This is a genomic window from Streptomyces sp. NPDC004721 (assembly GCF_053601495.1).
The window spans coordinates 14,768-38,429 of record NZ_JBSGBZ010000008.1; the positions used below are offsets into that span (position 1 = coordinate 14,768).

Sequence of the window (23,662 nt, forward strand, 5' to 3'; positions counted from 1 at the left end):
CGCAGTTGAACCGAGCATGAAGAAGCGCAGCATGCTCGCCCTCGCGTCCCTGGCCACCGGATTCGTCGTGGCGGCCATCACTCCGTCGCACGCCGTCGACCACGACGGGCTCGGTGATCGGAGTGTGAAGGACATCGTGGGCACCGTCGACCAGGTCGTCGGTCAGGAAGGCCTGCCCACGGACGACGACACGCCCGGGCATCACCGCGGCTGACGCCCGTCGGTCCGGCGTGGCGCCGGCGCCCCCGTCGCGGGGGTGCCGGCGCCGTCCTGTGGGCAGCCCTCAACTGGGGCTGGTTTCCGTGGCAGGGTGGAGCGGGCAAGCCACAGGGGGCCGACAGCAGAGGGGGACCCGTGATCGTCTGGATCAACGGCGCATCTCCCGTTTGGGCAGGTCAGGGGCTCACCTGCGGTGATGCAGCACTAGATGTTAGCCGTGGTTAGTCTTAGCTAGCCGAGATTAGCCCTGTCCGGCAAGATCTATTCCCCACCCGTTCCCCATGGGGAACAGGGAGCGGCCCCAGGCGACTACTACGCCTGGGGCCGCTCTTCGTGACCAGGGCGGGGGATCCACCCGGGGAGGCGGACTAAGTCCCCGCCCTGGCCACCCTGCTCAACGAATGAATCGTGCACATGTCACCGGCACATTGTCATCAGTTCGGGCAGGTTTGGTGATGACTTGATCGAAGGAACATGCGACCGCCCATCCGTCGACGAGGGGGTACTCACGACGGATGGGCGGACGAACCAGCACGGGCTTGGCGTTTGTCCGTGCTGGGCCTGTGAAATCCCATGTCACCCCTGACTACCCACCCCGCTGCCGGAAAATGCTGAACACATTCAGCAGACATATGATCTTGTCCGGTCGACCGTTTGTCGAGTGCGAGACCTGCCCGACGACGACTCCTGGATCCCCGAACAACGCCGGGCCATCGGCAACCGCGTCCGCGCCGAACGCGAACGACAACACCTCACCCAAGAACAGGTGATCCTCGCGGCGCGCATCGACCGCGTCACCATCTGGCGCCTCGAAACCGGCCAAGACACCAAGCTCTCCACCCTCTTACGCATCGCCTTCGTCCTCGACGTCCCCCTCCGCGACCTCATCGGCTAAGACCCGCCCCCAGGCTCGACCTGTCCAGGGTGGGGACCCAGGGGCGGGAGTCCCAACGTCAGCGCCGGCGCACCGCGGTGGCACACCGGGCATGAACGCGGCCCGCACGAGCCGAGCCGCCAGACGGGCTGACATGCTCGTACGGAACCGACTCCTCGCCAGCACGGATCGGCTTGTCGCAGGCGAGGCACATCACCACACTCGTCAGCGCCTCGTAGTGATCGCACAGTGCCATAACGGAGCGCGCCAACCGCTTCACGCGAGCCACTTCGCCATTCAGGCCGGCAGCCTCGGGCTCGTCCAGCCGCCGCCGAGCCTCCCCGACGCCGGCCAGCGCCACGCGCGCAGGTGCGTCGTCATCGGAGAGCTGTCCGGCGAGCTGCCTCACCTGCTCAATCAGCTCCTCCAGATAGCGGCCGAAGTCGCCGCTGAACAGGGTCACCTCGCCGTGGCGAGGCAGAGTCTGTTGATCCAGGAACCAGCTGGCCGCCGCCCGCATCGTCACGGTGGAGAGCGGCAGTCTGTCGGCCGGGGAAGTGGGCGCGGCGCTCACAGTGTGGCCTCCCGCGCTGGGCGGCTGGAGACGGCCAGCACGCGCGCGATGCGCTCGGCGCACGCCGCTTCACCCCCGCGCTCGCCGATCTCGTAGTCGAACGAAGTGACCCACCCGCCACCGGAGGCGGCGATATCCTCGGTGAGGCGGCTGTTGAGCGGGTTGGTGACCGTCAGCCGCATCCCGGGGGCGTCGATAGTGACCCGGAGGCCGTGAGTCTCCAGGTGGCGCGCGAGGTTTTGCAGATCGTTGGTGTCCACACGCAGACGATCCCAACAGCGCCACGGGTGCGGGATCTGACAACCTATGACACGGAGATGATCTTGACGCGTACGGTGACGATCACAGGCACCCGCAGCACCAGCCACAAACCCCTCGATGAGTACGCCCAGCTCTTCACCGCCTTCCTCGGCCCCTTCGCCACCGACGCCCACTTCTACATCGGCGGCGCGCGCGGCATCGACTCCCTCACCCTGCTCTGGCTCGCCGGCAACACCGAAGCCGCCATCACCGTCGCCGTCCCCGGCACCGTCTGCCAGCAGCCCGCCGAAGCCCGCCAGGCGATCGCGCGCGTCCGGGACCGCATCAGCGAGGTCGTCGAACTCGCGGCGCCCGAGCTGAACAGCGCCTCGTACCATGCCCGGAACCGGTGGATGGTCGACCGCACCAGCATGACCATCGGCTTCCCGCGGGCCGGTCAACTCCAATCCGGCACCTGGCAGACACTCAACTACACGCGAGACCAGGGCAAACCTCACGTAGTCGTCCCCATCTGACCCGTATCTGCGCCACGATGGGGGCATGGACCAGAGGGCCGCGGGGGCGGCAGCACTCAAACGGCTCCGGAAGCGGCGCGGGCTATCCCTCGCCGGCCTCGCCCGCGCCCTCACCGACACCGCCCGCGCCTTACACCAGCCGCCCCTGCCCGTCGTGGCCAGCGTCCAGCGCTCCGTCGCCCGCTGGGAAGCCGCACGACCGACGATGCCCGACGAGCGGTACCAACTCCTCCTCGCCCACCTCTACGCCCACACCCCGAGCGGCGACCTCGCCCTCGGCGCCGGCAGCGACTTCGCCGAATACCTCCAGGCGCTCGGCCTGCTCGGGGAGAGCGAGCGGCGGACCGCCGAGCTCCGCACCCACGTCCTGCGCGCCGCCACCGACGCCGGCGGCAGCATGCTCGCCCTCCTCGCCCCCGGCGTCCACGCCAACCTCGCCGCCGCCCTGGCCGAACCCGCACGCACCGATGAGCAGACGCTGGCCGGGCTCGCCTCGGTCATCGCCGACGTGAACCGCGAGGTCGGGTCGCTGCCGATGGTCCGCCTCCAGCTGCTCCTCGCTCCCGCGGTCGAGGCCGCGCGCCGTCTCCTCGCCGGACCCATCCCCCTCGAGCTCGCCACACCGCTACGCCAGATCGCGGTCAGCGGGATGACCCTCGCCGGGCGCCTGGCTTTCGAGTCTCGAGACGACACCGCGTCCCGAGCGCTGTACGACGAAGCCACCCGCGAGGCGGGCCTCCTCGCCGAGCCGTGGCGGCAAGCCAGCGTCCACATGAGCCACGCCCTCGTCACTCTCTACTCGACACAGGGCCTCGACCAGGCCCGGCTACTGGTCGACCAGGCTGTCCGTGCCGCGCGCACCGGGGAGAGCGCCCTCATGCGGGCCCGCGCGCACGCTCTTCAGGCCGAGCTTGCCGCCCGAGCCAGCCTGGAGCGGCAGGCTCAGACCGCGCTCGGGCTCGCCTGGTACGACATGGACGCTGATCACGCAGCCGATCCCGCGCCGACCTCATTCTCGGCCGGGCATCTGCGGGGCTTCGAGGGCGTGTGCGAGCTGTACATCGGTGACCCGGCGGCCGCGCACGACCGGTTCGCCCACTCGGCTACCGCCCTCACCGCGCCCCGAGAGCAGGTGCAGCGCGCCATCGTCACCACCGACCAGGCCCTCGCCCGGATCCGGCTCGGCGAGCCGCAGGCCGCGGCCGAGCTGCTGCACAAGTGCGTCGCAGCGGCCTCCAGCACGGGCGGCCGGGTGCCGGCGCTCCGGTTGCGGAGGGCGCGGCAGGAGTTGCGGCCGTGGCGGCGGGAAGATTGGGCGGCTGACCTGGACGATCACCTGATGGATGTGCTCGGAACCTGACCGCTGTCAGTGCCACCGCGTAGGCTTCTGCTATGTCCCCCGACGTCCACGTCCCTGGTTCCGCGCGGCCGTCCGAGGTCGTGAATCAGGAGATTCGCGCCCTGGTCGTGGCATGCGGTGGCTGGCTGTACGGGGAGACGCGGGCGCGGTATGAGCGGCTCGTCGCGGAGTGGACCGTTGCCGTCGCGCGTGAGCGGATGGTGGGGGACGTCGTGAAGGCGGCGTGACCGTCCCGGGTAGAAGCCACGTAGGATCGCTGCCTGTGGCAACTATCGACTTCCCCGACAATCTCGTAGAGCTGGAACGCTCTGCCTGGGCTGCGCAGCAGCAGGGCACCCTCACCCCGGACCAGGCCGCCGCCGTGCAGGCTGCGGTCACTACGTTCGCCGCTGAGGCGGGACTGGACAGGTACCAGGTGGAGATGGGGTTGAAGAAGGCCGTCCGGCACCCGGACGCGGGCTGAAGATTCCCGGCGCCGGGAAGCCGCTGACCTGTAGCGGGGGAAGGCGGCTCAGACAAGTCGCCGAATCCATGCCACGGTCGGGGCATGACTGAACTCCCGAAGTCGTGCCGTCGCTCCGAAGTCCGCGCGCTCCCCCGCCCGCGCTGCGAGCACTGCGGCCACAAGATGCGACTGCGCACCGCCAACGCCGCGGGACCTTACGACGACCATCCGGACCCGCTCGTGACCATCCGGCCCGAGTGTTCGACCTTCGGCTGCCCCAACAACGGGCCCGGGTTCTGACAGCAGCACGCCCCGCTCCAGGGTTCCAATCCGGAGCGGGGCGCAACCAGAGCAACCCGCAGGTTGCTGGATTTGGTGACCCAATCCTAACGAGGGCCGCTGACAACACCGGGGCGGCGAGTCGACAGGACGTGCTGCCCGGCCGACGGCAGCGCCTGGTGCAGACGCAGCCTCCACCCTCCCCTTCCCTCGTCGCAGCGCTCGAGCGTGGGGCTGTAGGTCTCAGGGGCCGGCCGCCCGGCAGCCTCCCAGGCGTCGAGCCAGCCCTGCAGAACCCCGAGCGACCGCGAGTTGGGGCTGTCAGCGACGATCGAGCCGTCCTGCTGGACCACGGCGGCCGTGGTCGGTGTGGAGTGACCGATGGCCCACACGCCAGCGCTGAGTCCTGCCGCGGTCAGCTGAGGATCGGCGAGAGCAGCGGCGAAGGTCCGCCAGGACGGCCAGTCGATCTCGCCCCCCTCATACGGCTCGGTGTGCGCGTCCTTCAGCAGCCGGCCCAGCGTCATGCGCGCGCCTGTGTGCAGGTAGTCGTCCTCCTCACGCCAGGCGATCGAGATCCACGAGGCGCCCGGGACACGGTTCTCCCAGTCCACCCACCGGCCCGGCAGATCGAGGTCGGTCTTCGGTGAGGTGGTCGCCTCGATGTACCCGCCAGTGAACACTTGCTCCACCACTGGCTCGCCACGGCTCACGCGGATCTTGGCGACGACGGTCATGTTCGGCACGGGCGCGATCGGCAGCGGGGCGACGATCAGCCCGCCATCGACGACCTGGTCCACCCACGCCTGCGGCAGCAGCGGCGGCGTGCACCAAGCGACGATCCGGTCGTACGGCGCCCGCTCCGGAAAACCAGAGGTGCCGTCCGCGACGTGGCAGCGGACATTGTCCAGCCCGCACTCGTGGTGGATAAGGTTCGCCCACTTCACGAGGTAGTCGTCGATGTCCAGGCTGGTCACCGTGCCGGTCGGGCCGACGAGCTCGGCGAGGAGCGCGCCGGAGTAGCCGGAACCGGTACCGAACTCGACGACGTTCATGCCCGGCTGGACGTCGAGAGTGGTGAGTTCACGGTGGATCACGGCCGGGTTGGAGCGGTGCGGCGTGGCGCCGCGGCCGTCGTGGTGAGTGTAGAGGCGTTCAGGGACAACTGCGGCGGCAGTGGCGACGGCGGTCACTGGTCACTCCTTCGAGGGGTGTGGAGCACTCGTATGCGACAACGCTTCAAACAGGTGAAGGACACGGGGTCAGATCGTCAACGCGGTGTGGTGGTGCCACCCCGCGCCGGTGTACTCGCCGACCGGCCCGTAGCCAGGCAGGGCAGCCCAGGCGTGGTACTCCACCGGCGGAGGAGAGAACCGGGCCCCGAGACACCAATCCAGACGCAGCCCCAGCAGCGCCGCGGCGAGCATGCTGCCCAGCGAGGTCTCCATGCACGCGGCCCGGCCAGGCCACAAACGAGCGGCGTGCCGTACGGCGCTGACCAGCGCTTCAGCCCCGGCCCGGTCAAGCTCACACCGACCGAAGCGGCGGGCGAGGCGGGCAGCGCGGACCGTGTACCGGAACGGGAGCCGCAGCAGCGTCAGGGCCAGCGCGAGCCCGGCCGCGGCTGCCAGACGCTCCCCGAAGGTGCCGGCGCGGGTAGTGGAGTACGCCTCCATGCTGGTCACGACCACCACCCCCACCAACGGCGGCGCGGGGCCGGTTCCACCCCGCCGTGGGCCAGTCCCTGGGCGGTCAGCACCTGGGCGACGGTACGGACGTCGGCGGCGGCCTGCTCGCCGGGAATGCCGTACCGCTCGGCAAAGCAGCCGGCAGCCTCCTCCTCGCTGGTCGAAGCCAGCAGCAGCATCACCGCGGCCGACGCGGTCGGCGTCAGGTAGGACCAGCGGCCGGTGTCCTCGCTGAGGATCGCGCCGCCCTCATCGGTGAGGACCGGATGCGTGCGCTCACACAGCCGCCACACGACCGCTCACCTCCTCCCACCACGTCGCCGGGGCAGCGGCGAGCTGCCGCAGCCACACCTCAGCGGCCACCACCAGGTGCAGGGCACCCTGCGGGGTGGGCTGCCCGGCGGCGGCCCGGGCGAGCGCGTCGGCGACCGGCTGCTCGGTGACCAGCCCGAGGGCGGCAAGGTGCGACGACGGCCCGAGCAGTTCCCTGAGCACGGGGGCGTTGTCGCGCAGACCGGCGTAGGCGAGGGCGTTGAAGCCTCCCTTGGTGCTGCGGGCGAGGACGAAGCCGGGCAGCACGCCTGTGCCGGTGAACGCCGCGTCGAGAAGCGGCTTGTACTGGCCGGGGGCGCCGCGCTCGTCGGCGGAAACGGCGAGGCATGCGCGGATCACCTCGTTGTCCAGGAACGGGGCGGCCAGCTCGATGCCGTGCCCAGCGAGCGCGAGCGCCCGCCACCCGGAAGTGTTCGCCCCGACCCGAGCCAGGTCCTGCCGATCGGACCAATCCGACAGGCGAGCCGGCGCATCACTGAGCGCGCCCGCGGCCTCATCGACAGCGTCGGCGAGGAGACCACGGACATCGGGAGTCATCCAGTCCGCCGAGGCCAGCAGCGGAGTCCACGCAAGCGGGCGCTGCGCCTGGGGAATCCAGTCCCGAGCAGGGCGGCGCAGCTCAGCAGCCGTCTGCCACCACGCCCCGGCGAGGTCGACACGGGAGGCCGGCCGGGCTCGGGACAGGACAGCGAAACTGGAGGTGTGCCGCAGCCGAGCGTGGCCGAGGGCATGCTGCCAGGCCCGGCGGTGCCGCCGCTCGCGCAGCAGATCAGCGAGGTACGACGAGGGGGCGGACAGAACAGCGTCCCCAGCAGCCCCAGTGAAGTGCACCCCGGGCCCCGGCGTGTTCCCGGCGACCGTGTCCAGGACGGCCCGCTTGATGGACGCGGTCACCACGTACGCGTTCGGCGCGTCGGTGACCGGCAGCCCGGGCAGGTCGTCAAGCCCCGCGTAGTACACGGTGCCTGGGGCGCCGGGGACCGGATGGTGGGCCAGGCCCGGCACGGTGGCCGCGGTACGGGCCGCGAACGCGAGATCGTCGTCACGCAGGCGCTCGTCGGCGAACGTCACCGCAGCCACCGGCCCCCGCTGGGCGGCCAGACACGCGAGCGTGGTGGAGTCCAGCCCCGCCAAGTCCGCACTCACCGGCCGGTCGTCGATCCGTGCTGCGACCGCCTCGGCGAGCGCGGCCCGCACCACCGGCGCCTGCTCCCGCAGGCCCACCGGCGGATACGCGGCCGGCTCATACGGCTCGACCGCTACTCCGCCCGGGCCGACCAGCAGCAGGTGGCCGCCCGGTACCCGCTGCACGTCGCGGAACAGACTCCGCTCGGCGAGCACATCAGGTTGACCGAACGCCAGATGGGCGGCGAGCGCGGTCACATCGACCGGCGCCCCGTCCAGTGCGGCGAGCGCTGACGCGGCGGTCGACCACCAGGTGCCGGCCGCGTCCGTGCGGTAGTACACCGGGTGCTGCCCGGCCAAGTCACCGATCACGGCCAGGGTCTCCCCCCTGCGGGCGATCACGAGGTACGAGCCGGGCCAACGCGTCAACGCCCGCCAGCCCTCCGCCCGCACGACCGGCAGCGCGGCCCGGAGCTGGCCGTCGTCCGCGCCACACTCACCGATCACCGCCAGCGCCACCGGGCCGTCCCCGACGGCCCGAACCCTTGCCTCCGGCCACCCGCACGTCCACACCTCCCGCAGGCCGGGTACCGCCCGGCCCCCGGCGGGCCGCCGGCCACTGCGGGCACTGCCATGCCACCCCGCGCTCCACCTCATCGCTGCCCTCTCCCTTCTCCATGTACGTGTCGAAAGGCGAAGGCGCCGGGCCGCCGTCCCGTGCCCCAGCACGAGAACGGACAGCCCGGCGCCTCCCGACCGGGTCCGGGGCGTGGCACTCGATCCTTCGCCTCGGTCCCGGCCGCCCGCGGATCAGGCGTTCTTGTACTCGGTGTCGTCGGCGGTGTCGAAGTTGTTCGTGCCGAGGGTCACCTCGACGACGTCACCGGCGTCCAGCACGACGGGGGCCTGGTAGGTGGTCTCGCGCATGGCGATCCCCTTCCACTCGATGCCCGGCGTCGGTCTCGCCGGGCTGTGACCACCAGTCAACAAGCGGACGCACGGCGTGGGGAGCTGCCAGACTGTCTGCCAGATGTAGGCCAGTTGTGAACCAGGACCGACGATCGGGCCGGACATGACCATCGCTGAACGCATCCGCGCAGCACGCACGGCACGGCGCCCCAGATGCAGCCAGGAGAAGCTCGCAGACGAGCTCTCCACAGCACGTTGGGGGAAGACAGGGTTCCTCGACCGGCAGCAGGTCTACCGGTGGGAGACCGGGCGCCGGGTGCCACGGGAGTGGTTGCCGTTCATCGAACAGATCCTCAGACTCAACCTATCGGGGGAAGATGAGGCTAAGTTCGCCGACACCGTGACCTCGGTCATGAGCCTGGGAGGAGACGACGTGGACCTGGACCGACGGCAGTTCCTCGCGGCATCCGCCGCTGTCGGCCTGGCCGCACTCGACCTCCCCGACGCCGAGGCCGTCACCCGCCGCGCCAACCGCCCCGGCCCCGTCGCGGTCGGCATGGGCGAAGTCAGCGCCGTCCGCACCATGACCACCACCCTCGGCAACGCCGCCTCCGAACTCGGCGGCGGCCACGCCCGCCACCTCGCGGTCCGCTACCTCACCGTGGACGTCAAACGGTGGCTCGACGGCCGCTACACCGAGAAGATCGGACGTGAGCTGTTCGCCGCCACCAGCGAACTCGTTCACCTCATCGGTTGGATGGCCCGCGACGAAGGCGACCAGGGCCTGAGCCAGAAATACCACCTGCACAGCTACAAGCTCGCTGCCGAAGCCGGCGAAAACGAACTCGCCGCGACAGCCCTGCGCGGCCTCGCGGACCAGGCCATCGACCTCGGCCACATCCCCACCGCCGTCCGGCTCGCCGAAGCGTGCGAGCAGCGCGGCCGCAAGCTCGGCAACCCCAAGGCCCTCGCGTACTACCGCAACACCTACGCCCGCGCGGCAGCCGCCGACGGCGACCGGGCGGCAGCCGGCCGGATGCTGTCCGCTGCGCAGATCGCCATCGAGAACGCCCCCGCCGCGCCCGGCCAGTCATGGGCCAGCCACTACAGCCACGGCCGGTGGGCGCACGAGTCGGGGATGATCCACGCCAAGCTCGGCGACCTCGCCGCCGCCGAGGAACACCTCCACCTCGCATTGGATATCCACGGCCTCGACCGCAAGCGCACCCGGGCGATCGTGCTCGCCGACCTCGGGCACGTGCAGCTCAAGCGGGGCAACACTGCCCAGGCTCTCGCCACCTGGAACGACTTCCTCTCCTGCTCGGACGGCGTGCAGTCCGTCCGCATCAACGACGGCCTCACCAACATCGCCGCCCGCCTCCCTAGCGTCCCCGACAGCCCAGCCGCCGCCGAACTCAGCGAGCGCATCGCCAACCGCGGGTGACTTACGGCTCCGGCCAGGTCGTCAGCACCGCATCGGTGTCCTCGTCGGTGAGAGTGATGCGGGCGCCGAGCAGGCTGCCGTACTCGCCGACCCAGCTCGTGAACTTGCGGCGGGCGGTCGGCTCGCTTCCCCACCAGCCGTGCATGACCGGGCGGCCATCAGCGGTCAGGGTGAGGTGGTAGCGCTCGGAGGTGGTGCCGGTTGGTTGCGGTGTCACCCCCCGATCATAGAATCGAACATGTGAACGACCTGCCGCCGGACCTGCCCCGCCTCCGCACCCTGGAGACGTGGCTGCTCCTCACCCTCGACCGGGTCCGGCAGCAGATCACCGAGGCCGAGCGGCGCGAGCAGGAGCGGCAGCGCGGCATCGATGCCCGGCCGCCCGCGCCGGAGTGGATCCTGGAGCAGGGACTGAACAGAGACTCCCCGCCGGTAACCGTGCACGAAGGCGGCTGCCACATGGCCGGTAAACGGTGGAAGGGCGTGCCGAGGGACGTGGCCGTGCGCGCGCTCACCGAGGGGGTGCAGGCGTGCGGGCACTGCCGCCCGGACACCCTGCTCGGCATCTTCGACTGACCTGTGCCACGATGCAGCCCGCAGGGTCCGGCGGGAGGATGGTGGCATGGCTGCTCGTGTGACCGTTCACCCGCTTGGGGAGTGCGGTGGCCGGCGAGTCACTGTCGATGGGATCGCCATCGGTATGGCGTACAGCATCCAAGACCTGGTCGTGTTCCTCGAGCATTCCGGGCTGGAGGGCTGGGACGAGCTGGATGTCTCCGGGTCGGATCTGATCGAGTGGCGCGGCGGCGGGCCGGACGACTGGCGGCGGTGAACGCCCAGGTCCCCAGGTACGCGCTGCCGCTTCGGCCGCGGGCTTAGGCGCTGCGTGGCTTGCGCGCTGACTTCTTCGCCGCGGTCTTCTTCCCTGCCGCCTTCTTGGCTGGCTGCTTCTTCGCGGTCTTCTTCTTCGGTGCGGGCATCTCGTGCACGTCGGCCTCCCCCTCACCGCGCGCGGCCCTCGCCTTCTCCACGGACGCGTTCAGGGCCGCCATCAGGTCTAGCACCTGACCCGGCTCAGCCTCCGGCTCCTGCACCTCCGGCGGCGCCCGGTGCTCCCGCTTGGCCTCAATGATCTGTTCCAGGGCCTCGGTGTACGTGTCGCGGAACTCGTCGCCCTCAAGGTCGTCGCGCGCCATCGTCTCCATGAGCGCCAGGGCGCCGTCGATTTCGTCATCGGTGACCTCGACCGCGGGCGGGGCAACCTCGGCAGAGTCGCGGATCTCGTCAGGCCAGCGCATCAGGTGCAGCACCAGGACGTCGTCGCGCACACGGAGGATCCCGAGGCGCTCCCTCCCGTGCCACGCCCACTTCGCGACCGCCACCTTCGATGACCGGCCGAGGGCCTCCCGCAGGAGCTTGTACGGCTTGGCGGCGACCTGCCCGTCCGGGGCCAGGTAGTAGCCCTCCCCGATCCGGATCGGGTCGATGGATTCCAGTGGGAGGAAGGCCTCAATCTCCACGGCCTTCGCGGTGGGGAGCGGCAGGTTGCCGAGTTCGGCGTCGCTAATGGGGATCACCTGGTCTTTCGACCACTCGTAGCCCTTACCGATCTCGTCCTGCGTGACCTCGCGGTTCTCCACCTCGCACACCTTGCGCACTCGCACCCTGCCCATGTCCTCCAGGTGGTACTGGTGGAACCGGATCGAGTGGTCTTCGGTGGCGGACTGGATGTGGATAGGCACCGTGACCAGGCCGAAGCTGATCGCGCCGCTCCAGATGGTTCGGGGCATGGCAGACCTCCACAGCACACCCCGAGCAGCATCAGACTATGCGCGGACGTCAGCACTTGCACCCTTGGTCCTGTCGCTGAATGGGGCGAACCTTCCTCGTTTGGCAGGGCAAGGCAGGGTCGGTGGGTAGGCCAAGCGGGTAACCTTCGTCACTCCAAGGAGGGGGGACGGAGGCTTTGGCGAACAACAGCAACAAGCGCCGTAGCAGGCTGGTAGACATGGGTGAGACGCCTCCCAAGGCTGCATATCGCCCGCCTAAGGTTCCACCCGCTGAGCAGTGGGATTTCGACATCCCGTGCTCCGACAGTGATCTCTTACGCGTCCGAATGAGGACCTATCGCAACAAGATCGTCGACTATGCGGTGATGCAGCTGACCAGCGACTACGGCACCTGGGAGGAGGTGGCTCGCATCGACTGCTGCGGCGGTACGATCCACCGGCACCTCTTCGGCCGAAGCGGAACGGTGTTGCTAGATCATGACTTGATTCGTGACATCCCCGAGCGTGACGGTGCCTGGGATGTCGTGCACGATAGCTACGAGGGGGCGCTCGACGAGATGCAGCGAAACTGGGAAGACAACTTGCGGAGGTGGCGGTGTGCCTGAGAATCGCGAACTCCGACGCAAGGTTGCCTTCGACGTAGCGAGGAAGCTGGCCGACCCCGACACGCGGCGACTCTTCGTTGAGCATGGCCATCGGCCCGGGGACCAAGTCCTTGTGGCCCTCGACAGCGACACAATCGACGACGTGTACTCGAGGATGAGTCGGCAGACGCCCCCGGTCACGGTGGCGATCTTCTGGCCTGCGACTAACCGGCTGGAGTTCACCACGTTCCATCCGGATACGTCCCCCGCCGAGACTGAGCAACGAGAGGGGATCGGCGGAGCTGCCACGATCGGCATGCTGTTCGATCACGTCGCTAACCAGCGGGGAAGCACTCTTCGCTTCAACCTCGCGTGGGGTGCCGCAGCCAGCATGCACGTCGAACGCTTCCAGGGGTCGATGGCGTAAGCCCAGCCCAAGACGCGAAGAACCCCCACCGCCCTTTCGGGCGGTGGGGGTTCTCCATCTACGTTTCCCAGTCCAGCTCGTCATCCGGTGGCCAGTCCGGCTCCACGAACAGGCCCTTGTACTGCGGGCGCGCGACACGCGGATCGTCAGCGCGCCACGGCACGACCCTGGACCGCTCGGTGCCGCCCGCGCCGACGCGGCGTGGAACTGGTGGAACGGCTCGCGGCATTCGCCCTCCTACGAGTAAACACGGCACTTGCCACGAGTACCGCGGCCTGCGGATTCGACGGCGCACCACCATCCGGCGCGGCACCATCCCTCCGACACACCAGCGCATCCGGGTCGTATTCCGGAGTCTCCAGGTGATAGCCAGACGGACACGCCGGCCCAGCAGGCCCCTGATCGCCCTTCGCTCCCTGGTCCCCCCTCGGCCCCGCAGGCCCCGCAGGCCCCGCAGGCCCCGCAGGCCCCGCAGGGCCAGTAGGACCCGGCGGCCCCATCGAACCGGACGCCCCCGCAGGACCACTCGGCCCCATCGAGCCCTCCGGGCCGGCACGCCCTGGAGACCCAGGCATCCCAGAGGCACCCGGCTTCCCTGAAGGCCCGGGCCTACCAGACGGCCCCGCCTCGCCAGAAGGCCCCGGCGGTCCCGGCGGCCCAGGGATCGGTACCGGAACAGCGATCCGCTTCGACAGATCCTGCACCGCCCTCGTCGGATCCGGCGCCGCCGGCGTACCCCCCTCTGCCGTGATCTGCTGCCTGAGCGTCCGCACGTCCCCCGCCAACTGCGCCACGGCCGTACCCCGCAAATCCGCTTCGTCCGCCAGCTGAGTGGCAAGACGGTCCCGCTCGACAAGCAGATACGACACGGCGACCGCACCACCGAGGAACAACAGCACCGCCAAACCCCACAGCACGTGCCGCGCCTGGTGGAGGACAGCCTCCGCGCGCCTCACGGCGTCCCCCCGAGCTGAGTCACGAGGAGCCGTAGACGTGCGATCTCCGCCTCAAGCGCGGCAACCTTCGCTTCGGCCGCCGACGCACGGGCTTCGGCGGTCCTTTCATCGAGTTCCGCTTTGTCGCGCTCGGCGACAAGGCGCTGAGTCAGATTGTCGTAGCCGGTCAACGCTGCGCCCTCCTGGGCTGCCCGGTTCGCGCCTCGGGAGCCGTAAATGGCCGCCGCCGCGGCCACGGGCCCCGCGATCAGTGCGGAGACAGCCGTGAGCATGGCGGCGTCCATACCACCTCCCGTAAGCGCTCGGAGGGCAGAGGTCAGGCTCCAGTGTCGGCTGCATGCCGCGGGCCGGCCGTCGACGTGGCCCGCTCGATCCCCGGCGCGATCCCGGACGGCTTCCACACGGTGTGGTAGGCGATGCCGATCGCGATGGCGGCGGCGAGCATGCAGGTGACGATCGGCTTGCCGGAGAAGTCGCCGTTGAAGTAGGCCGTGCCCAGGCCGACGACCACCGCGACGGTGAGCATGAGCAGGCCCTTGACTGCACCGGTCCATCTGGGCTGGGCGACGATCGCGATCACGGGCGGCAGGACGTAGCCGAGGGCAGCAGCCCACAGCTCAGCGTTCGTGAGGGGCATGAAGGACTCCAGGGTGAAGTGGGGACGGACTACTTCTTGCGGAGGCCGTTGGCGACCTGCCACGCGTACAGCCACGTCTTGGGCCCGGTGAGGCCGTCGGCGGGCCCGAGATCCTTGACGTAGTGCCGCTGCAGTGCGGCGACCTTGTCGAGGTCCAGCTGCGTCATCGTGCGCGACGGGCCGACCTTGTATGCGGGCCCCCATTTGCCCTTGTCGAGCCACTGCTGCAGTTGGAGCGCGAAGTCGTTGTGGGCGCCGAGGACGAACTTGTCCCGGCCGGGGAAGAGCGGAGCCGAGGAGGTCTTCGCGGTGCCCTGCGCCCACGCGCGGAGATCCGCTGCGGACATGAAGCAGATGGACCGGTCGAGCGGAGTCGACGTGAACTGCCAGAAGGTGACGGCCCGGCCCGACGGTCTCGGCCGGGCCGCGGCCTCGGCCTTCGAGTACGCCGCCGCACCCCACGGATACGCCGGGTACCACAGCGGCACGTCCGCCGGGACGTGACCGTAGGCGATGTCGTCGGCGCTGGTGTAGATGCCGACGCGCTGGCCGGGGAATGCTTTCTGCACGGCGGCGATCCACGTGGCGCACCAGGCCTTGATCTGTGCGGCCGTGCGGCCCTTGTAGTTGCGGCCGTCGCTGTAGCGCTCCAGGTCGAGCCAGTGACAGAACCCCTTGCCCGCGTAGGGCTTCACCGCGGCGATGTAGTTCGCGGCCTCCACCGCGGCGTCCTGGTTCGGCCACCCGAAGTGGTACGCCCCAGGGACGAGACCAGCCTTAATGATCCCGGTGATGTGGGTCCCGAACCTGCTGTCGTGCGTCTTCTGCCCCTCCGACGCCTTGGCGAAGGCGAAGGTGACGCCGTCGGCCTTATGCCTGGCCCAGTCCTGTCCGGCCTGGTAGGCGGAGACGTCAACGCCTCGGCAAGTGCTGGTCATGAAGTGCCTCCAAGGCATAGACGAAGCGCCCTCGGGGGCGAGGGGCTGAGAGAGTGGAGTCGGAGTGGTCAGCGGCCGATCCAGACGACACGCATGGCAGGGCAGTAAATGCTGCTGGTGCCAGCGTTGGTCGCCAGAGGGTTGGTACTGGAAGAATGCGCGGTGAAGACTTCGACGTAATCCGTCGTCCCGTTCATCGTGGCAATCGCGCTCGTCTGAAGGCCGTGAATCACAGCCTGAGACGGGTCCATAGAGTTGCCGGACCCGGGGATGCTAACGCCGTTGAGGGCGATGTAGATGCGCCGGTCGCCGACGTTGTTTGCTGGATACCCGACCGCGCCGGAGACCAAGTATGTGCCTGGCACTGTGGCGGTGTACCGGCTGTTATTGGTGGTGTTGGAGTGCCCGTTGTCGGTGTCGACGATTGTGGTGTCGATGTTCAGGGCAGTGTTTGTGTTCGTTGCAGGAATCGACTGTGAGGCGGTCGCATACCCGGCGAAAATCGGAACCCCGGTGATGAAATCATTCAGCGCCTTAACCTGAGAGTTCCACAACGCGCCAGTCAGGAAATTACCGGGCGACGCAGTCGCCGCGACAGGCACAATCCGGCCCACAGAACCCTCCTAATAAGCGAAAGTGATCGAGTCGAACTTGGCCACCGCATCCCACCTCGCCGGATCCGTGACCCCGGACGGCAGCGGCTCACACACCACATCACCGGCCGCATGACTCTTCGTCGTGGCTGGGGACAACGTGATCGTGCCCGTCGTCCAGCCCGGGTTCGTTGCCCCTACTGCCGACACCGTCACTGTCTCGGCGTTGGCCGTGCCCTGGCCGAGTACCAGCTTCTGCCCGGGCGCGAGCTGCGCAGCGAGCCGGTTCGTGTTGTCCTGACCCGCGCGGACCGTGACCGTCGTGACGCCCGCCGCGATCGTCGAGTTGAGCGTGGTGTGCCACGACGCGAACACCCCGTACGGCGTCAGGTCAGCCGGCGAACATTGCAGGGTCAGCCACGCCTCGTTGTCGTCGCCGAACTCCCACGCGAGGTTCTCGACGAAGCAATCCACCTGAACCGCAGGGGCCCCCGGCGGCCGGCGCATCACCCGCACCCGCGTCCCGAGTTCCAGCGACAGACACACCGCCCACAAGCCGGGGTTCGCGCTGGGATGGAGTTTCAGGGAGCTGACACGCTGCGCGGGCTGCCGGTACCGGGACAGCAAGTAGTTCGCTGCGTCCTGGCATTCGTCCGCGCTGGCCGAGTTGATCGTGCGGGACATGGGGCGCGGGAAGTAGGCCGTGATGGAAGTCGCGTCACTGGCGTAGAAGTTCTGCCCTCCGCCCTCCTGCGTGACTGTGACCTGGTTGCTGAGATGGGTACTGTCGTAGTCCATCTGGCAGTCCTCGTACGGCCACTCTCCAAGGTCAGCCCGCTCGCCGAACACGTACACGGGGTCAGTCGAGTTGTAGCGGTTCGACCGGCTCTTGAACTGGAGAGCCCCTGCCCGGTCGAAATAGTGCGCGCCGCCTTCTGTGTCGACGACAGCTTGCAGTGCGCTCATGGCGTCCTGGCCGTCGAAGTTCGCTGGCCCCATCGCCGTGGTGAGGCCGCTCTGCAGCTGGTAGACGCCGCTGTATCCGGCGTAGCGCAGGATCCGCGAGTAGCGGGCGGTGCTCGACTCGCCGGCACATGCCGCCTTCCAGGCCGCGTACATGCCGGTGATGGCCTGTGCGGAGTCGAAGTAGTCGCCGAATTCTGCCGCGAATGCGATGTCGCCTTGAAAGTTCCACGTGGTGGTGTTGCCGAGTGTGGTGTCGACGTACCCTCCGACGTGATCTCCAACGAGTCCGGTAGGTGTATTTTTAGGCGAGATCGAGCCGAAATAGGCGATTGTCGCCCCGTCTTGAGAGAAGAGAATCTGCTGTAGGGCGGCGCTGTAACCGAAAATGAGCAGATGCCAGTTGCCGTCCACCACATTCGTGGCGCCGCCCGCATACACGGTGGTATTGGTCCGGTCGGGCCCCTGCATGTCCAGGACCGGTTTCCCGCTCGGGTGGATGTATACGTAGATGCGGCTGCCGGACGGCGTCCCTCCGTCACGCTGCCTGTCCATGCACGACCACAGCATGGCGCCTGTCGTAGGCGTGGGGCCCGTATACCGGAAGGCGATCACGCGCACCCATGTTCTGGGGTCGGCCGGCCCTTTGATCCCCGCGCTAGTCAGCCCGAGGAAACTGGCGCCACCCGTGATGCTGGTGCCGGGATTTGAGTTATTCACCGTCGCGACGGTGCCCGCCGATCCGGTGTACGCCCCACCCTCGTCCCTCGAAGTAATCGACGAGCCGAACGTCATCGAACCGGCGCCGTACTTGCTGATGCCGATCTGAGCGGCCGGGTAGTTGCCGGTCCAGTCCGTGGCACTGACAGATCCCGCAGGATCGTCGAGCCGGTACACGAACCGCGGCTTACGACTGTTGATCTCCTGCGTCAACGGGTCCGACAACTGCTGCTGGCTCAGCAAACTGAACGTGTCCACGCAGGTGGGCTGGACCACGCCGTACATGCCGTCCATGTCCCACTGAGACGGCCACCGCTCCGTCCACCCCGACATCACCGGATACCAGACACCGGGCACCTGCCACGTCGTCGCCGCAGTGCCCTTCTCCAACTGCCAGCCATCCACCTGCAAGTTGCAGGTGGCCGCCGCATTGGCAGCGAGCGACACCCCGACGTCGAGCCCCATCGCGTTGGAGGGCGCGGTAGCGGTGACCGTGATGGTCGTCCAGCCAGCCGTCGCCGACCCAGTCAGCGCCGTGGTCGAGCCGTACACGTACCCCGTCGGCGGGGAGTCGCTGGCCGTGTACCAGCCGATGAACGCCCGCACGCTCAAGCTCGTCGACGGGGTCACATCTCGTACCCGCACCTGCATCGTGTACGTCTGGCCCGGGACCACGGACCAACGTGGCGTGTGACACGGTCGCGACGCCGCCGCGGATCCGGAGGGCACCGACACCTGGATAACCGTGCCACCCTGCCACGCCGTGCTCGACGAGACGAAGGAGCCGCCAGTGGTGTCCGTCGTGGAGAAAATCGCCGGCCCGCTCGTGCCCTGCGGAATCGTCCCCAGCCCATACCCGCCCAGCGTCCCAGCCGTAGCCGCCGACTGATCCAGCAAGTTGCGAGTCGGAGGCCACTGCGCGCGCCGCCGGTACGGCTGGTACGGCGCGATGCGCCCGTACCAGGGACCGGCCGTGTTCGTCGGGTCCAGGGCTGCGTCCGTGTTGGCCAGGGTCAGTGACGCCTCGCCAGAGCGGACCTGGTCCAGTTCGTACTGGCGGCCGCGACTGATGGAGACGGTGCCGCGGGTCCGGTCCGTGACCTCCACATACCGGTCCGATGGCTGGTTGCCAGCGTTGGCACCCCAGTACGGCCCCCACGCGTCCTCGATGAGCGGGTAGTTCAGGTTGGGCTGCCCGACCGCCGACGTGGTCGTGTTGACGTGGTCAACGTACGCGGCCAGGCCCGCCGCCTCCGTGCCGTAGAAGCCGGTGACGAACTGCAGCTGGACCGAGGTCGCGTTCCAGGTGTAGGCGGTGGTGGTTCGGGTGGTCCACGTGTACCCGTCGGGCGAGGTGGAGAGCATGAAGCTCCCGCCGGACTCGGCGATGCGCCACCAGGCGTGGGCGTACGGGTCGTAGGCGCCGACCGTGGTCGTGACGGCCGTCCCGGCGTTCGTCACCCTGGCATACAGGATGTTGCCGGAGACGAACAGGCCAGCCTTGTTGTTGCCGTCGAGGACGACCTGGAGGTACGTCTCCGTGGTGCCGTTACCGACCGGCGCTGGCGTTACACGGGCGTACGCGCTGCTCGCCGTCGCATCCCACGATGCGGAGCCGAGCATCCAGTACGAGGTGGTGCACGAGACTGCGACCCGGGCCAGGCTCGCATCCAGGCTGACGTTCGGGGCCGCCGACGAGGCGTTCCATCGCTGGGCGTTGAGGGCTGTGCCGCCGAAGAAGTCCTGGAGCGTGGACAGTTTGGGAGCCACCGGGCACCACCAATCTGACGCCCGGCGGCGCCCTCGAACTAGCTGATCAGCGCTTGTACTGCGTGTACGTCAGCGGATTCCGCATACCGCGCCTCAGGAACGCGGACTCGACGTCCTTGGCCAGCTTGTCCACGGTCGTCACATTGCCCTCGATCTGGAACGTGAAGTGGTTGTGCACCACCGCACCGCCGCCCCCAGCGCCGGCCATCGCCAGCCCACCGCCGGTGAACGACCCGGCCCCGGCGACTGAGCCGGCGAGCCGGTCCACGGCCCGCGTCGCATGGTGGGCGGCCCCCTCGACGCCGGTCGCGAGACCGCGGGGGATCCACTCGCCGATCGACGCGAACACCCGCGACGGGGACTTGATGCCGAGCGCGGACTTGATCGCCTTCTGCATGGCTTTGGCGATCTTCAGCATCTGCCGCTCGATCGCCTTCTCCTGCGACTGGAGACCCTTGACCAGGCCCTGGGCCGCCTTGATCCCCGACCCGTACATCGAGTCCGCGACGGCCTTGCCCGCGTTGTCCGCGGCAGACTTGGTCGTCTTCTGCAGCTTGTTGATCTCAGCGATCTGCCCCTTGGAGGCGCCCGCGAGTGCGGCCGCGGTGGCCCCGCCCTGTTCGACTCCAGCTGCAGCGATCTGCGCGATCAGGTCCGCGGACAGGCCCTTCTTCTTCAACGCCTGTAGCTGGGCGGTGAACTGGACAGCGCGGCTCATCTGGTCGCGCATCTTGTTGACGACGTCCTGCGCCGTCAACGCGAACCCCTGCTGCGGCGCCTCCGTGACGATGGAGAAGCCCTGCATGATGCCCTGGCTCACGGACTTGACCTCGTCCGACCAGGCCTTCTGCAAGTCGCTGAGCTTCTTCTGCGCGTCCTTGATCTTCTTCGCGACAGCGTCACGCTTCGCCGCCAGCGACCGCATGACAGCGTCCTCGCGCTTCACGTACTTTTCGACACCGGCCAGAGCCTTCAGCTTGGCCGCCACCCACGCGTTCGTCTTACGGCCGGCCTTCGTCTTGCCGCTGGTCCGCTGGTCCATCAGGTGGTTGCGGGTCTGCATGAACAGGCTCTCGATGCGCCTGGTCGCCGCCTTCACGTTCGCCATCGACCCGGTCAGACCATCGACCAAGCCCTGGGTGACGTAGATACCGATCGACCGGAACACCTTCGACGGCGAAGCGATCCCGAGGACGCTCTTGATCCCACCGATGGCCTGGGAGCCGATGTCCTTGACCTTTTGGATCGCGGCCCCGGCCTTCTCCGCGCAGCCGTTGATGAAGCCCATGATCAGGTCGCGGCCGGCCTGCAGCAGCTTGGTGCCCAGGTTGCCCAGCCCGTCTTTGATCTTCTTCGGGAGGGATTTCACGTACGTGAGGAGATCCCCGGCCTTCTGGACCGTGGACGTCTTGAAACGGGTCCAGGCGTCGAGGGCGATTGTCACGAGCTTGACGCCCAGTGAGACGACCTTGTCCCTGATCCAGCCTGGGAGACCTGCGACCCAGCTGATCAGGGCTTTCCCGACGTCGATGGTGCCGTGGTAGGCGGTCAGGAACCCGGACTTGATCTTGTCCCAGTATTTGACGATCAACCCGACCGCGATCCCGATCGGCCCGGTCAAGAGCGCCAACAAGAGCGGCCAGTGCGCCTTGACGAAGTCGACGACCCAGCCGATCGCGGCCCCGATCATCTTGAACGCGCCGTCGACGAAGTCCCGGAACCAGCCGATCTTGTTGTACGCCAGCACAATCCCCGCGATCAGTGCGGCGATCCCCAGGATGATCAGTCCGAGCGGGTTGGCATTCATTGCGATGTTCAGGAGCCACTGCGCGGCCGTGAGCACGCCCTCGGCCACCGCAGCCGCGATCATCCGAACCTTCTGCAACGCCCAGGCCACCGCCGACCGCAACGCCGCGGCCGTCGCCATTGCCGTCTTCTTGGCCAGCGACAGCGCCGCGGTCCCCGCGGTCCGCATGGCCGCACCCGCGCCGCGCACCGCAGTCGCCAGGCCCGCCCACGCCGCACGCCCACCCCTGGCCGCAGCAGACGCGAGATTCTTCCCAGCAGTCGCTGCGGCACGGGCCGCGGCCTTCGCGCCATTGATGCTGCCGTCCCACATCTTCCGCAGGGCGCCGCCGAAGGAACCTGCCTTCCCGGAAAACGCTGACCCCGCGACCTGCGCTGAGCGGAAGCCCTGGACGACGCGCGCACTGGCCTTCGCCGCGCTGACGCCCATCTTGCCGAAGCCCACAACGGTCTTGGCTGCGCTCATGGTGAGCTTGGCGGCATACGCGGCGACGGCGAGAGCGAGCACGCCGCCGATGACCGCCGCGAGTGCGACGGCGACGTCCTTGTGTCGACCGAACCATTCGACGATCTTGGTGACGACGGGGATCAGCTTGGTGCCGATCTCGATCATCAGGACCTGGATGGTCTGCTTCGCCTTGTCCATCTGGACGTTGAAGAGCTTCTGCGTCTCCTCCCAGCCCTCCACGTCCTTCGACGCATTGTGGAAGGACTCACCGACCTTCTTGACCCGCTCCTTGAAGCCCTCCGTGTTCTCCCCGGTCAGCTGCAACGTCGTGTTGAGGCCGATGGCGCCGCCGGCCATCTTCCGGATCGCCTCGGTGTACGTCTTGGCCGCCGGGCCGCCGCGCTTCAGAGCGTCGTTGAAGCCATGCGTCTTGTTCTGCAGGTTGGAGTACTGAGCCAGCAGGTTGGCCTGCTCCGGTGGCAGGCCCTTGAGCTTCTTCCGCCACTCGCCGAGTGTGATCGAGCCGCTGCTGTACGACTTGGCCAGGCCCTGGATGCTCTTCGGCATCGCCTTGATCATCACATCGGCGTCGTGCGCGGCCTGCTTGGTGTCGTTGAACGCGTTCATGAGGACGGTGCCGTCCTTGCCCATCTTGGACAGCACCGTCGTCGACAGCAGATCCAGGGTGCCGGTCAACCCGCGCTTGCCGAGTTTCGTCGACACGTCGGTGGCGGAGAGGCCGAACCGCTGCATCTCCTGCACGGCCACGTTGTTCGGCGACGCCAGAGAGCGGATCGTCGACGCGAGTTCCTGCGTACCCTCCCGAGCCGACGTGCCGTGCTGCGTCAAAGTGGCGAGCGCTCCGGTCACTTCCTCCAGGCTGATCTTGTTCGCTGAGGCGATCGGCAGGACCGTCGACAGGCTGGAGGAGAACTGTTCCATGGTCATCTTGCCCTCACCAGCAGCGGTCTTGAGGGCATTCATCACGCGCACGCTGTCGTTCGCCGACAGGTGGTACGACGCCATCACGCTGGTCATCGCGTTGGTGACTGTGTCGAGGTGCGCGTTCTCCTCACGCGCGCCCTGAGCAGCGGCCTTCAGCACCTTCAGGCCCTCGGCGCCCCGGTATCCCGCCTTCTCAACCTGGTACATGCCGTCCGTGAGATTGCGCCAGCCGGTACCGGTGCCCGAAGCGATATCGAGGATGCCCTTCCGGACCTTCCCCAGATTGTCGAGGGTCTCGCCAGCTGCCGTGTGCAGCACCATGGTCTCGGCCTGGAAGTCGCCGGCCATTTTCGTCGAGGCGACCGCCACACCAGCGCCGATCAGGCTCACGCTGCGGCCCATCTTCGCCATCCCGGCGAACGCCGTCGCACCCGCAGCCTGAAACCCGCGGGCGGTGCCGTCGACCTGGGCACGCGCCTGAGCGAGGGTGCCGCGGAGCTGGGTCATGTCGCCCATGAGCCGGACGACAACGGGCGGCAGCAGCCCACCAGCAGCAGACACGGCGCCCCCCTTTCTCAGGGTCGGGCGCCAGCAGCGCGTAGATCAGTGACGAGCGATGGCCGTGCGCCACGCCGAGTGGTAGAGCCGCGAGAGCGCGCCAGTGGCGGCCAACTTCTCGAACGCGGGCTTCACGTACGGGCGGGCAGGGAGCTCGGTGGCGCCGCCGCGGCCGGTGACGCCCCCGAGTTCCTGGATCCGCCCGTACACCGCCGTCGGGCCGATCTGCGCCTCCCACCGGCCCATGCCGAGCGGATGCGGGCCCTTCACGCTGATGGACCGGCGCAGGGTGCCAGTGATCAGCGACGGCGGATCCCCCGGCGCGGACGGGGTCGGCGTGCCCCGCGGGTGACTGGACGACGACAACTGCTGTTTGATCTCACGCTCCAGCAGATGCGACGCCTGCGCCGTCGCCGCCCGAGTTGCGTAGTTCAGCGACGTGGCCAGGCCCTCCATCGCCGCGTTCAGCTGCGCCAGCCCAACCACTTGCACGCTGCCATG

28 protein-coding genes are annotated in these 23,662 nt (G+C 68.6%); 12 read left to right on the forward strand and 16 right to left on the reverse strand.

What is annotated here, in order from left to right; translation table 11 throughout:
* The first annotated feature begins 16 nt into the window (after positions 1 to 16).
* Positions 17 to 214, forward strand: a complete 198-nt coding sequence (locus ACWEK3_RS08960; RefSeq protein ID WP_453249283.1) for a hypothetical protein — start codon at positions 17 to 19, stop codon at positions 212 to 214.
* A 666-nt stretch (positions 215 to 880) separates the two neighbouring features.
* On the forward strand, positions 881 to 1,114 hold the full coding sequence (locus ACWEK3_RS08965) for a helix-turn-helix domain-containing protein (protein WP_453249284.1): 234 nt from the start codon (positions 881 to 883) through the stop codon (positions 1,112 to 1,114).
* A gap of 58 nt (positions 1,115 to 1,172) precedes the next feature.
* On the opposite strand, the gene ACWEK3_RS08970 is transcribed toward ACWEK3_RS08965, so the two are convergent.
* Positions 1,173 to 1,667 (reverse strand): DUF6415 family natural product biosynthesis protein, encoded by a 495-nt coding sequence (locus ACWEK3_RS08970; protein WP_453249285.1) that lies wholly within the window; start codon positions 1,665 to 1,667, stop codon positions 1,173 to 1,175.
* Positions 1,664 to 1,927 (reverse strand): hypothetical protein, encoded by a 264-nt coding sequence (locus tag ACWEK3_RS08975; protein WP_453249286.1) that lies wholly within the window; start codon positions 1,925 to 1,927, stop codon positions 1,664 to 1,666. Before ACWEK3_RS08975 ends, ACWEK3_RS08970 begins: the two co-directional genes overlap by 4 nt.
* 57 nt (positions 1,928 to 1,984) lie before the next feature.
* Between ACWEK3_RS08975 and ACWEK3_RS08980 the strand changes: the two genes are divergently transcribed.
* The 5 genes from ACWEK3_RS08980 to ACWEK3_RS09000 all read left to right on the forward strand — a co-directional run bounded on the left by ACWEK3_RS08980 (position 1,985) and on the right by ACWEK3_RS09000 (position 4,548).
* Complete coding sequence (locus tag ACWEK3_RS08980) at positions 1,985 to 2,443, forward strand: hypothetical protein (RefSeq protein ID WP_453249287.1); 459 nt, start codon at positions 1,985 to 1,987, stop codon at positions 2,441 to 2,443.
* A 25-nt stretch (positions 2,444 to 2,468) separates the two neighbouring features.
* Positions 2,469 to 3,803, forward strand: a complete 1,335-nt coding sequence (locus ACWEK3_RS08985) for a hypothetical protein (RefSeq protein WP_453249288.1) — start codon at positions 2,469 to 2,471, stop codon at positions 3,801 to 3,803.
* A 32-nt stretch (positions 3,804 to 3,835) separates the two neighbouring features.
* Positions 3,836 to 4,030, forward strand: coding sequence for a hypothetical protein (locus ACWEK3_RS08990; RefSeq protein WP_453249289.1), 195 nt, complete (start codon positions 3,836 to 3,838; stop codon positions 4,028 to 4,030).
* A gap of 35 nt (positions 4,031 to 4,065) precedes the next feature.
* A complete protein-coding gene (locus ACWEK3_RS08995; protein ID WP_453249290.1) occupies positions 4,066 to 4,266 on the forward strand; it encodes a hypothetical protein in 201 nt (66 codons plus the stop codon).
* Positions 4,267 to 4,350: 84 nt separating this feature from the next.
* A complete protein-coding gene (locus ACWEK3_RS09000; protein ID WP_453249291.1) occupies positions 4,351 to 4,548 on the forward strand; it encodes a hypothetical protein in 198 nt (65 codons plus the stop codon).
* Between the two features lie 86 nt (positions 4,549 to 4,634).
* Here the strand turns inward: ACWEK3_RS09000 and ACWEK3_RS09005 are convergent, their stop codons facing one another.
* The 5 genes from ACWEK3_RS09005 to ACWEK3_RS09025 form a co-directional block, all read right to left on the reverse strand.
* Entirely contained in the window at positions 4,635 to 5,720 is a 1,086-nt protein-coding gene (locus ACWEK3_RS09005) for a protein-L-isoaspartate O-methyltransferase family protein (RefSeq protein ID WP_453249292.1), read from the reverse strand.
* A gap of 69 nt (positions 5,721 to 5,789) precedes the next feature.
* Positions 5,790 to 6,203 (reverse strand): lasso peptide biosynthesis B2 protein, encoded by a 414-nt coding sequence (locus ACWEK3_RS09010; protein WP_453249458.1) that lies wholly within the window; start codon positions 6,201 to 6,203, stop codon positions 5,790 to 5,792.
* Between the two features lie 5 nt (positions 6,204 to 6,208).
* Positions 6,209 to 6,508 (reverse strand): PqqD family protein, encoded by a 300-nt coding sequence (locus ACWEK3_RS09015; protein WP_453249293.1) that lies wholly within the window; start codon positions 6,506 to 6,508, stop codon positions 6,209 to 6,211.
* Positions 6,492 to 8,330, reverse strand: a complete 1,839-nt coding sequence (locus tag ACWEK3_RS09020; protein ID WP_453249294.1) for an albusnodin/ikarugamycin family macrolactam cyclase — start codon at positions 8,328 to 8,330, stop codon at positions 6,492 to 6,494. The genes ACWEK3_RS09015 and ACWEK3_RS09020 overlap by 17 nt, the downstream gene beginning before the upstream one ends.
* 153 nt (positions 8,331 to 8,483) lie before the next feature.
* Complete coding sequence (locus ACWEK3_RS09025) at positions 8,484 to 8,600, reverse strand: lasso RiPP family leader peptide-containing protein (RefSeq protein WP_376450593.1); 117 nt, start codon at positions 8,598 to 8,600, stop codon at positions 8,484 to 8,486.
* A gap of 394 nt (positions 8,601 to 8,994) precedes the next feature.
* Between ACWEK3_RS09025 and ACWEK3_RS09030 the strand changes: the two genes are divergently transcribed.
* Positions 8,995 to 10,026, forward strand: coding sequence for a tetratricopeptide repeat protein (locus ACWEK3_RS09030; protein ID WP_453249295.1), 1,032 nt, complete (start codon positions 8,995 to 8,997; stop codon positions 10,024 to 10,026).
* A gap of 1 nt (position 10,027) precedes the next feature.
* On the opposite strand, the gene ACWEK3_RS09035 is transcribed toward ACWEK3_RS09030, so the two are convergent.
* Positions 10,028 to 10,243 carry a hypothetical protein gene (locus ACWEK3_RS09035; RefSeq protein WP_453249296.1) on the reverse strand — a complete coding sequence of 72 codons (216 nt, stop codon included), beginning with the start codon at positions 10,241 to 10,243 and terminating at the stop codon, positions 10,028 to 10,030.
* Positions 10,244 to 10,266: 23 nt separating this feature from the next.
* On the opposite strand from ACWEK3_RS09035, the gene ACWEK3_RS09040 reads away from it, so the two are divergent.
* Entirely contained in the window at positions 10,267 to 10,602 is a 336-nt protein-coding gene (locus ACWEK3_RS09040; RefSeq protein ID WP_453249297.1) for a DUF6233 domain-containing protein, read from the forward strand.
* A 46-nt stretch (positions 10,603 to 10,648) separates the two neighbouring features.
* Positions 10,649 to 10,858, forward strand: a complete 210-nt coding sequence (locus ACWEK3_RS09045; RefSeq protein ID WP_453249298.1) for a hypothetical protein — start codon at positions 10,649 to 10,651, stop codon at positions 10,856 to 10,858.
* Positions 10,859 to 10,901: 43 nt separating this feature from the next.
* Here ACWEK3_RS09045 and ku read toward each other — a convergent pair whose 3' ends face one another.
* Positions 10,902 to 11,816, reverse strand: a complete 915-nt coding sequence (ku, locus tag ACWEK3_RS09050; protein ID WP_453249299.1) for a non-homologous end joining protein Ku — start codon at positions 11,814 to 11,816, stop codon at positions 10,902 to 10,904.
* A 176-nt stretch (positions 11,817 to 11,992) separates the two neighbouring features.
* Between ku and ACWEK3_RS09055 the strand changes: the two genes are divergently transcribed.
* Positions 11,993 to 12,421, forward strand: coding sequence for a DUF7718 family protein (locus ACWEK3_RS09055; RefSeq protein ID WP_453249300.1), 429 nt, complete (start codon positions 11,993 to 11,995; stop codon positions 12,419 to 12,421).
* Complete coding sequence (locus ACWEK3_RS09060; protein WP_453249301.1) at positions 12,414 to 12,827, forward strand: hypothetical protein; 414 nt, start codon at positions 12,414 to 12,416, stop codon at positions 12,825 to 12,827. The genes ACWEK3_RS09055 and ACWEK3_RS09060 overlap by 8 nt, the downstream gene beginning before the upstream one ends.
* 952 nt (positions 12,828 to 13,779) lie before the next feature.
* Here ACWEK3_RS09060 and ACWEK3_RS09065 read toward each other — a convergent pair.
* The 7 genes from ACWEK3_RS09065 to ACWEK3_RS09095 all read right to left on the reverse strand — a co-directional run bounded on the left by ACWEK3_RS09065 (position 13,780) and on the right by ACWEK3_RS09095 (position 23,653).
* Positions 13,780 to 14,067 carry a hypothetical protein gene (locus tag ACWEK3_RS09065; protein ID WP_453249302.1) on the reverse strand — a complete coding sequence of 96 codons (288 nt, stop codon included), beginning with the start codon at positions 14,065 to 14,067 and terminating at the stop codon, positions 13,780 to 13,782.
* A gap of 32 nt (positions 14,068 to 14,099) precedes the next feature.
* Positions 14,100 to 14,420 (reverse strand): hypothetical protein, encoded by a 321-nt coding sequence (locus ACWEK3_RS09070; RefSeq protein ID WP_453249303.1) that lies wholly within the window; start codon positions 14,418 to 14,420, stop codon positions 14,100 to 14,102.
* Positions 14,421 to 14,449: 29 nt separating this feature from the next.
* Positions 14,450 to 15,358, reverse strand: coding sequence for a GH25 family lysozyme (locus ACWEK3_RS09075; protein ID WP_453249304.1), 909 nt, complete (start codon positions 15,356 to 15,358; stop codon positions 14,450 to 14,452).
* Positions 15,359 to 15,426: 68 nt separating this feature from the next.
* A complete protein-coding gene (locus tag ACWEK3_RS09080) occupies positions 15,427 to 15,972 on the reverse strand; it encodes a hypothetical protein (RefSeq protein WP_453249305.1) in 546 nt (181 codons plus the stop codon).
* Positions 15,973 to 15,981: 9 nt separating this feature from the next.
* Complete coding sequence (locus tag ACWEK3_RS09085; RefSeq protein ID WP_453249306.1) at positions 15,982 to 19,404, reverse strand: hypothetical protein; 3,423 nt, start codon at positions 19,402 to 19,404, stop codon at positions 15,982 to 15,984.
* A gap of 46 nt (positions 19,405 to 19,450) precedes the next feature.
* Positions 19,451 to 23,164, reverse strand: a complete 3,714-nt coding sequence (locus tag ACWEK3_RS09090; protein WP_453249307.1) for a phage tail tape measure protein — start codon at positions 23,162 to 23,164, stop codon at positions 19,451 to 19,453.
* Positions 23,165 to 23,206: 42 nt separating this feature from the next.
* On the reverse strand, positions 23,207 to 23,653 hold the full coding sequence (locus ACWEK3_RS09095; RefSeq protein ID WP_453249308.1) for a hypothetical protein: 447 nt from the start codon (positions 23,651 to 23,653) through the stop codon (positions 23,207 to 23,209).
* Positions 23,654 to 23,662: the final 9 nt, after the last annotated feature.

Bases quoted from the DNA above. Each gene is read 5' to 3' on its own strand.
- ACWEK3_RS08990 (WP_453249289.1), top strand. From the start codon at position 3,836: ATGTCCCCCGACGTCCACGTCCCTGGTTCCGCGCGGCCGTCCGAGGTC.
- ACWEK3_RS08960 (WP_453249283.1), top strand. From the start codon at position 17: ATGAAGAAGCGCAGCATGCTCGCCCTCGCGTCCCTGGCCACCGGATTC.
- ACWEK3_RS09025 (WP_376450593.1), bottom strand. From the start codon at position 8,600: ATGCGCGAGACCACCTACCAGGCCCCCGTCGTGCTGGACGCCGGTGAC.
- ACWEK3_RS09010 (WP_453249458.1), bottom strand. From the start codon at position 6,203: ATGGAGGCGTACTCCACTACCCGCGCCGGCACCTTCGGGGAGCGTCTG.
- ACWEK3_RS09020 (WP_453249294.1), bottom strand. From the start codon at position 8,330: ATGAGGTGGAGCGCGGGGTGGCATGGCAGTGCCCGCAGTGGCCGGCGG.
- ACWEK3_RS08985 (WP_453249288.1), top strand. From the start codon at position 2,469: ATGGACCAGAGGGCCGCGGGGGCGGCAGCACTCAAACGGCTCCGGAAG.
- ku (WP_453249299.1), bottom strand. From the start codon at position 11,816: ATGCCCCGAACCATCTGGAGCGGCGCGATCAGCTTCGGCCTGGTCACG.
- ACWEK3_RS09045 (WP_453249298.1), top strand. From the start codon at position 10,649: ATGGCTGCTCGTGTGACCGTTCACCCGCTTGGGGAGTGCGGTGGCCGG.
- ACWEK3_RS08980 (WP_453249287.1), top strand. From the start codon at position 1,985: ATGATCTTGACGCGTACGGTGACGATCACAGGCACCCGCAGCACCAGC.
- ACWEK3_RS09065 (WP_453249302.1), bottom strand. From the start codon at position 14,067: ATGGACGCCGCCATGCTCACGGCTGTCTCCGCACTGATCGCGGGGCCC.
- ACWEK3_RS09075 (WP_453249304.1), bottom strand. From the start codon at position 15,358: ATGACCAGCACTTGCCGAGGCGTTGACGTCTCCGCCTACCAGGCCGGA.
- ACWEK3_RS09070 (WP_453249303.1), bottom strand. From the start codon at position 14,420: ATGCCCCTCACGAACGCTGAGCTGTGGGCTGCTGCCCTCGGCTACGTC.
- ACWEK3_RS09030 (WP_453249295.1), top strand. From the start codon at position 8,995: ATGAGCCTGGGAGGAGACGACGTGGACCTGGACCGACGGCAGTTCCTC.
- ACWEK3_RS09000 (WP_453249291.1), top strand. From the start codon at position 4,351: ATGACTGAACTCCCGAAGTCGTGCCGTCGCTCCGAAGTCCGCGCGCTC.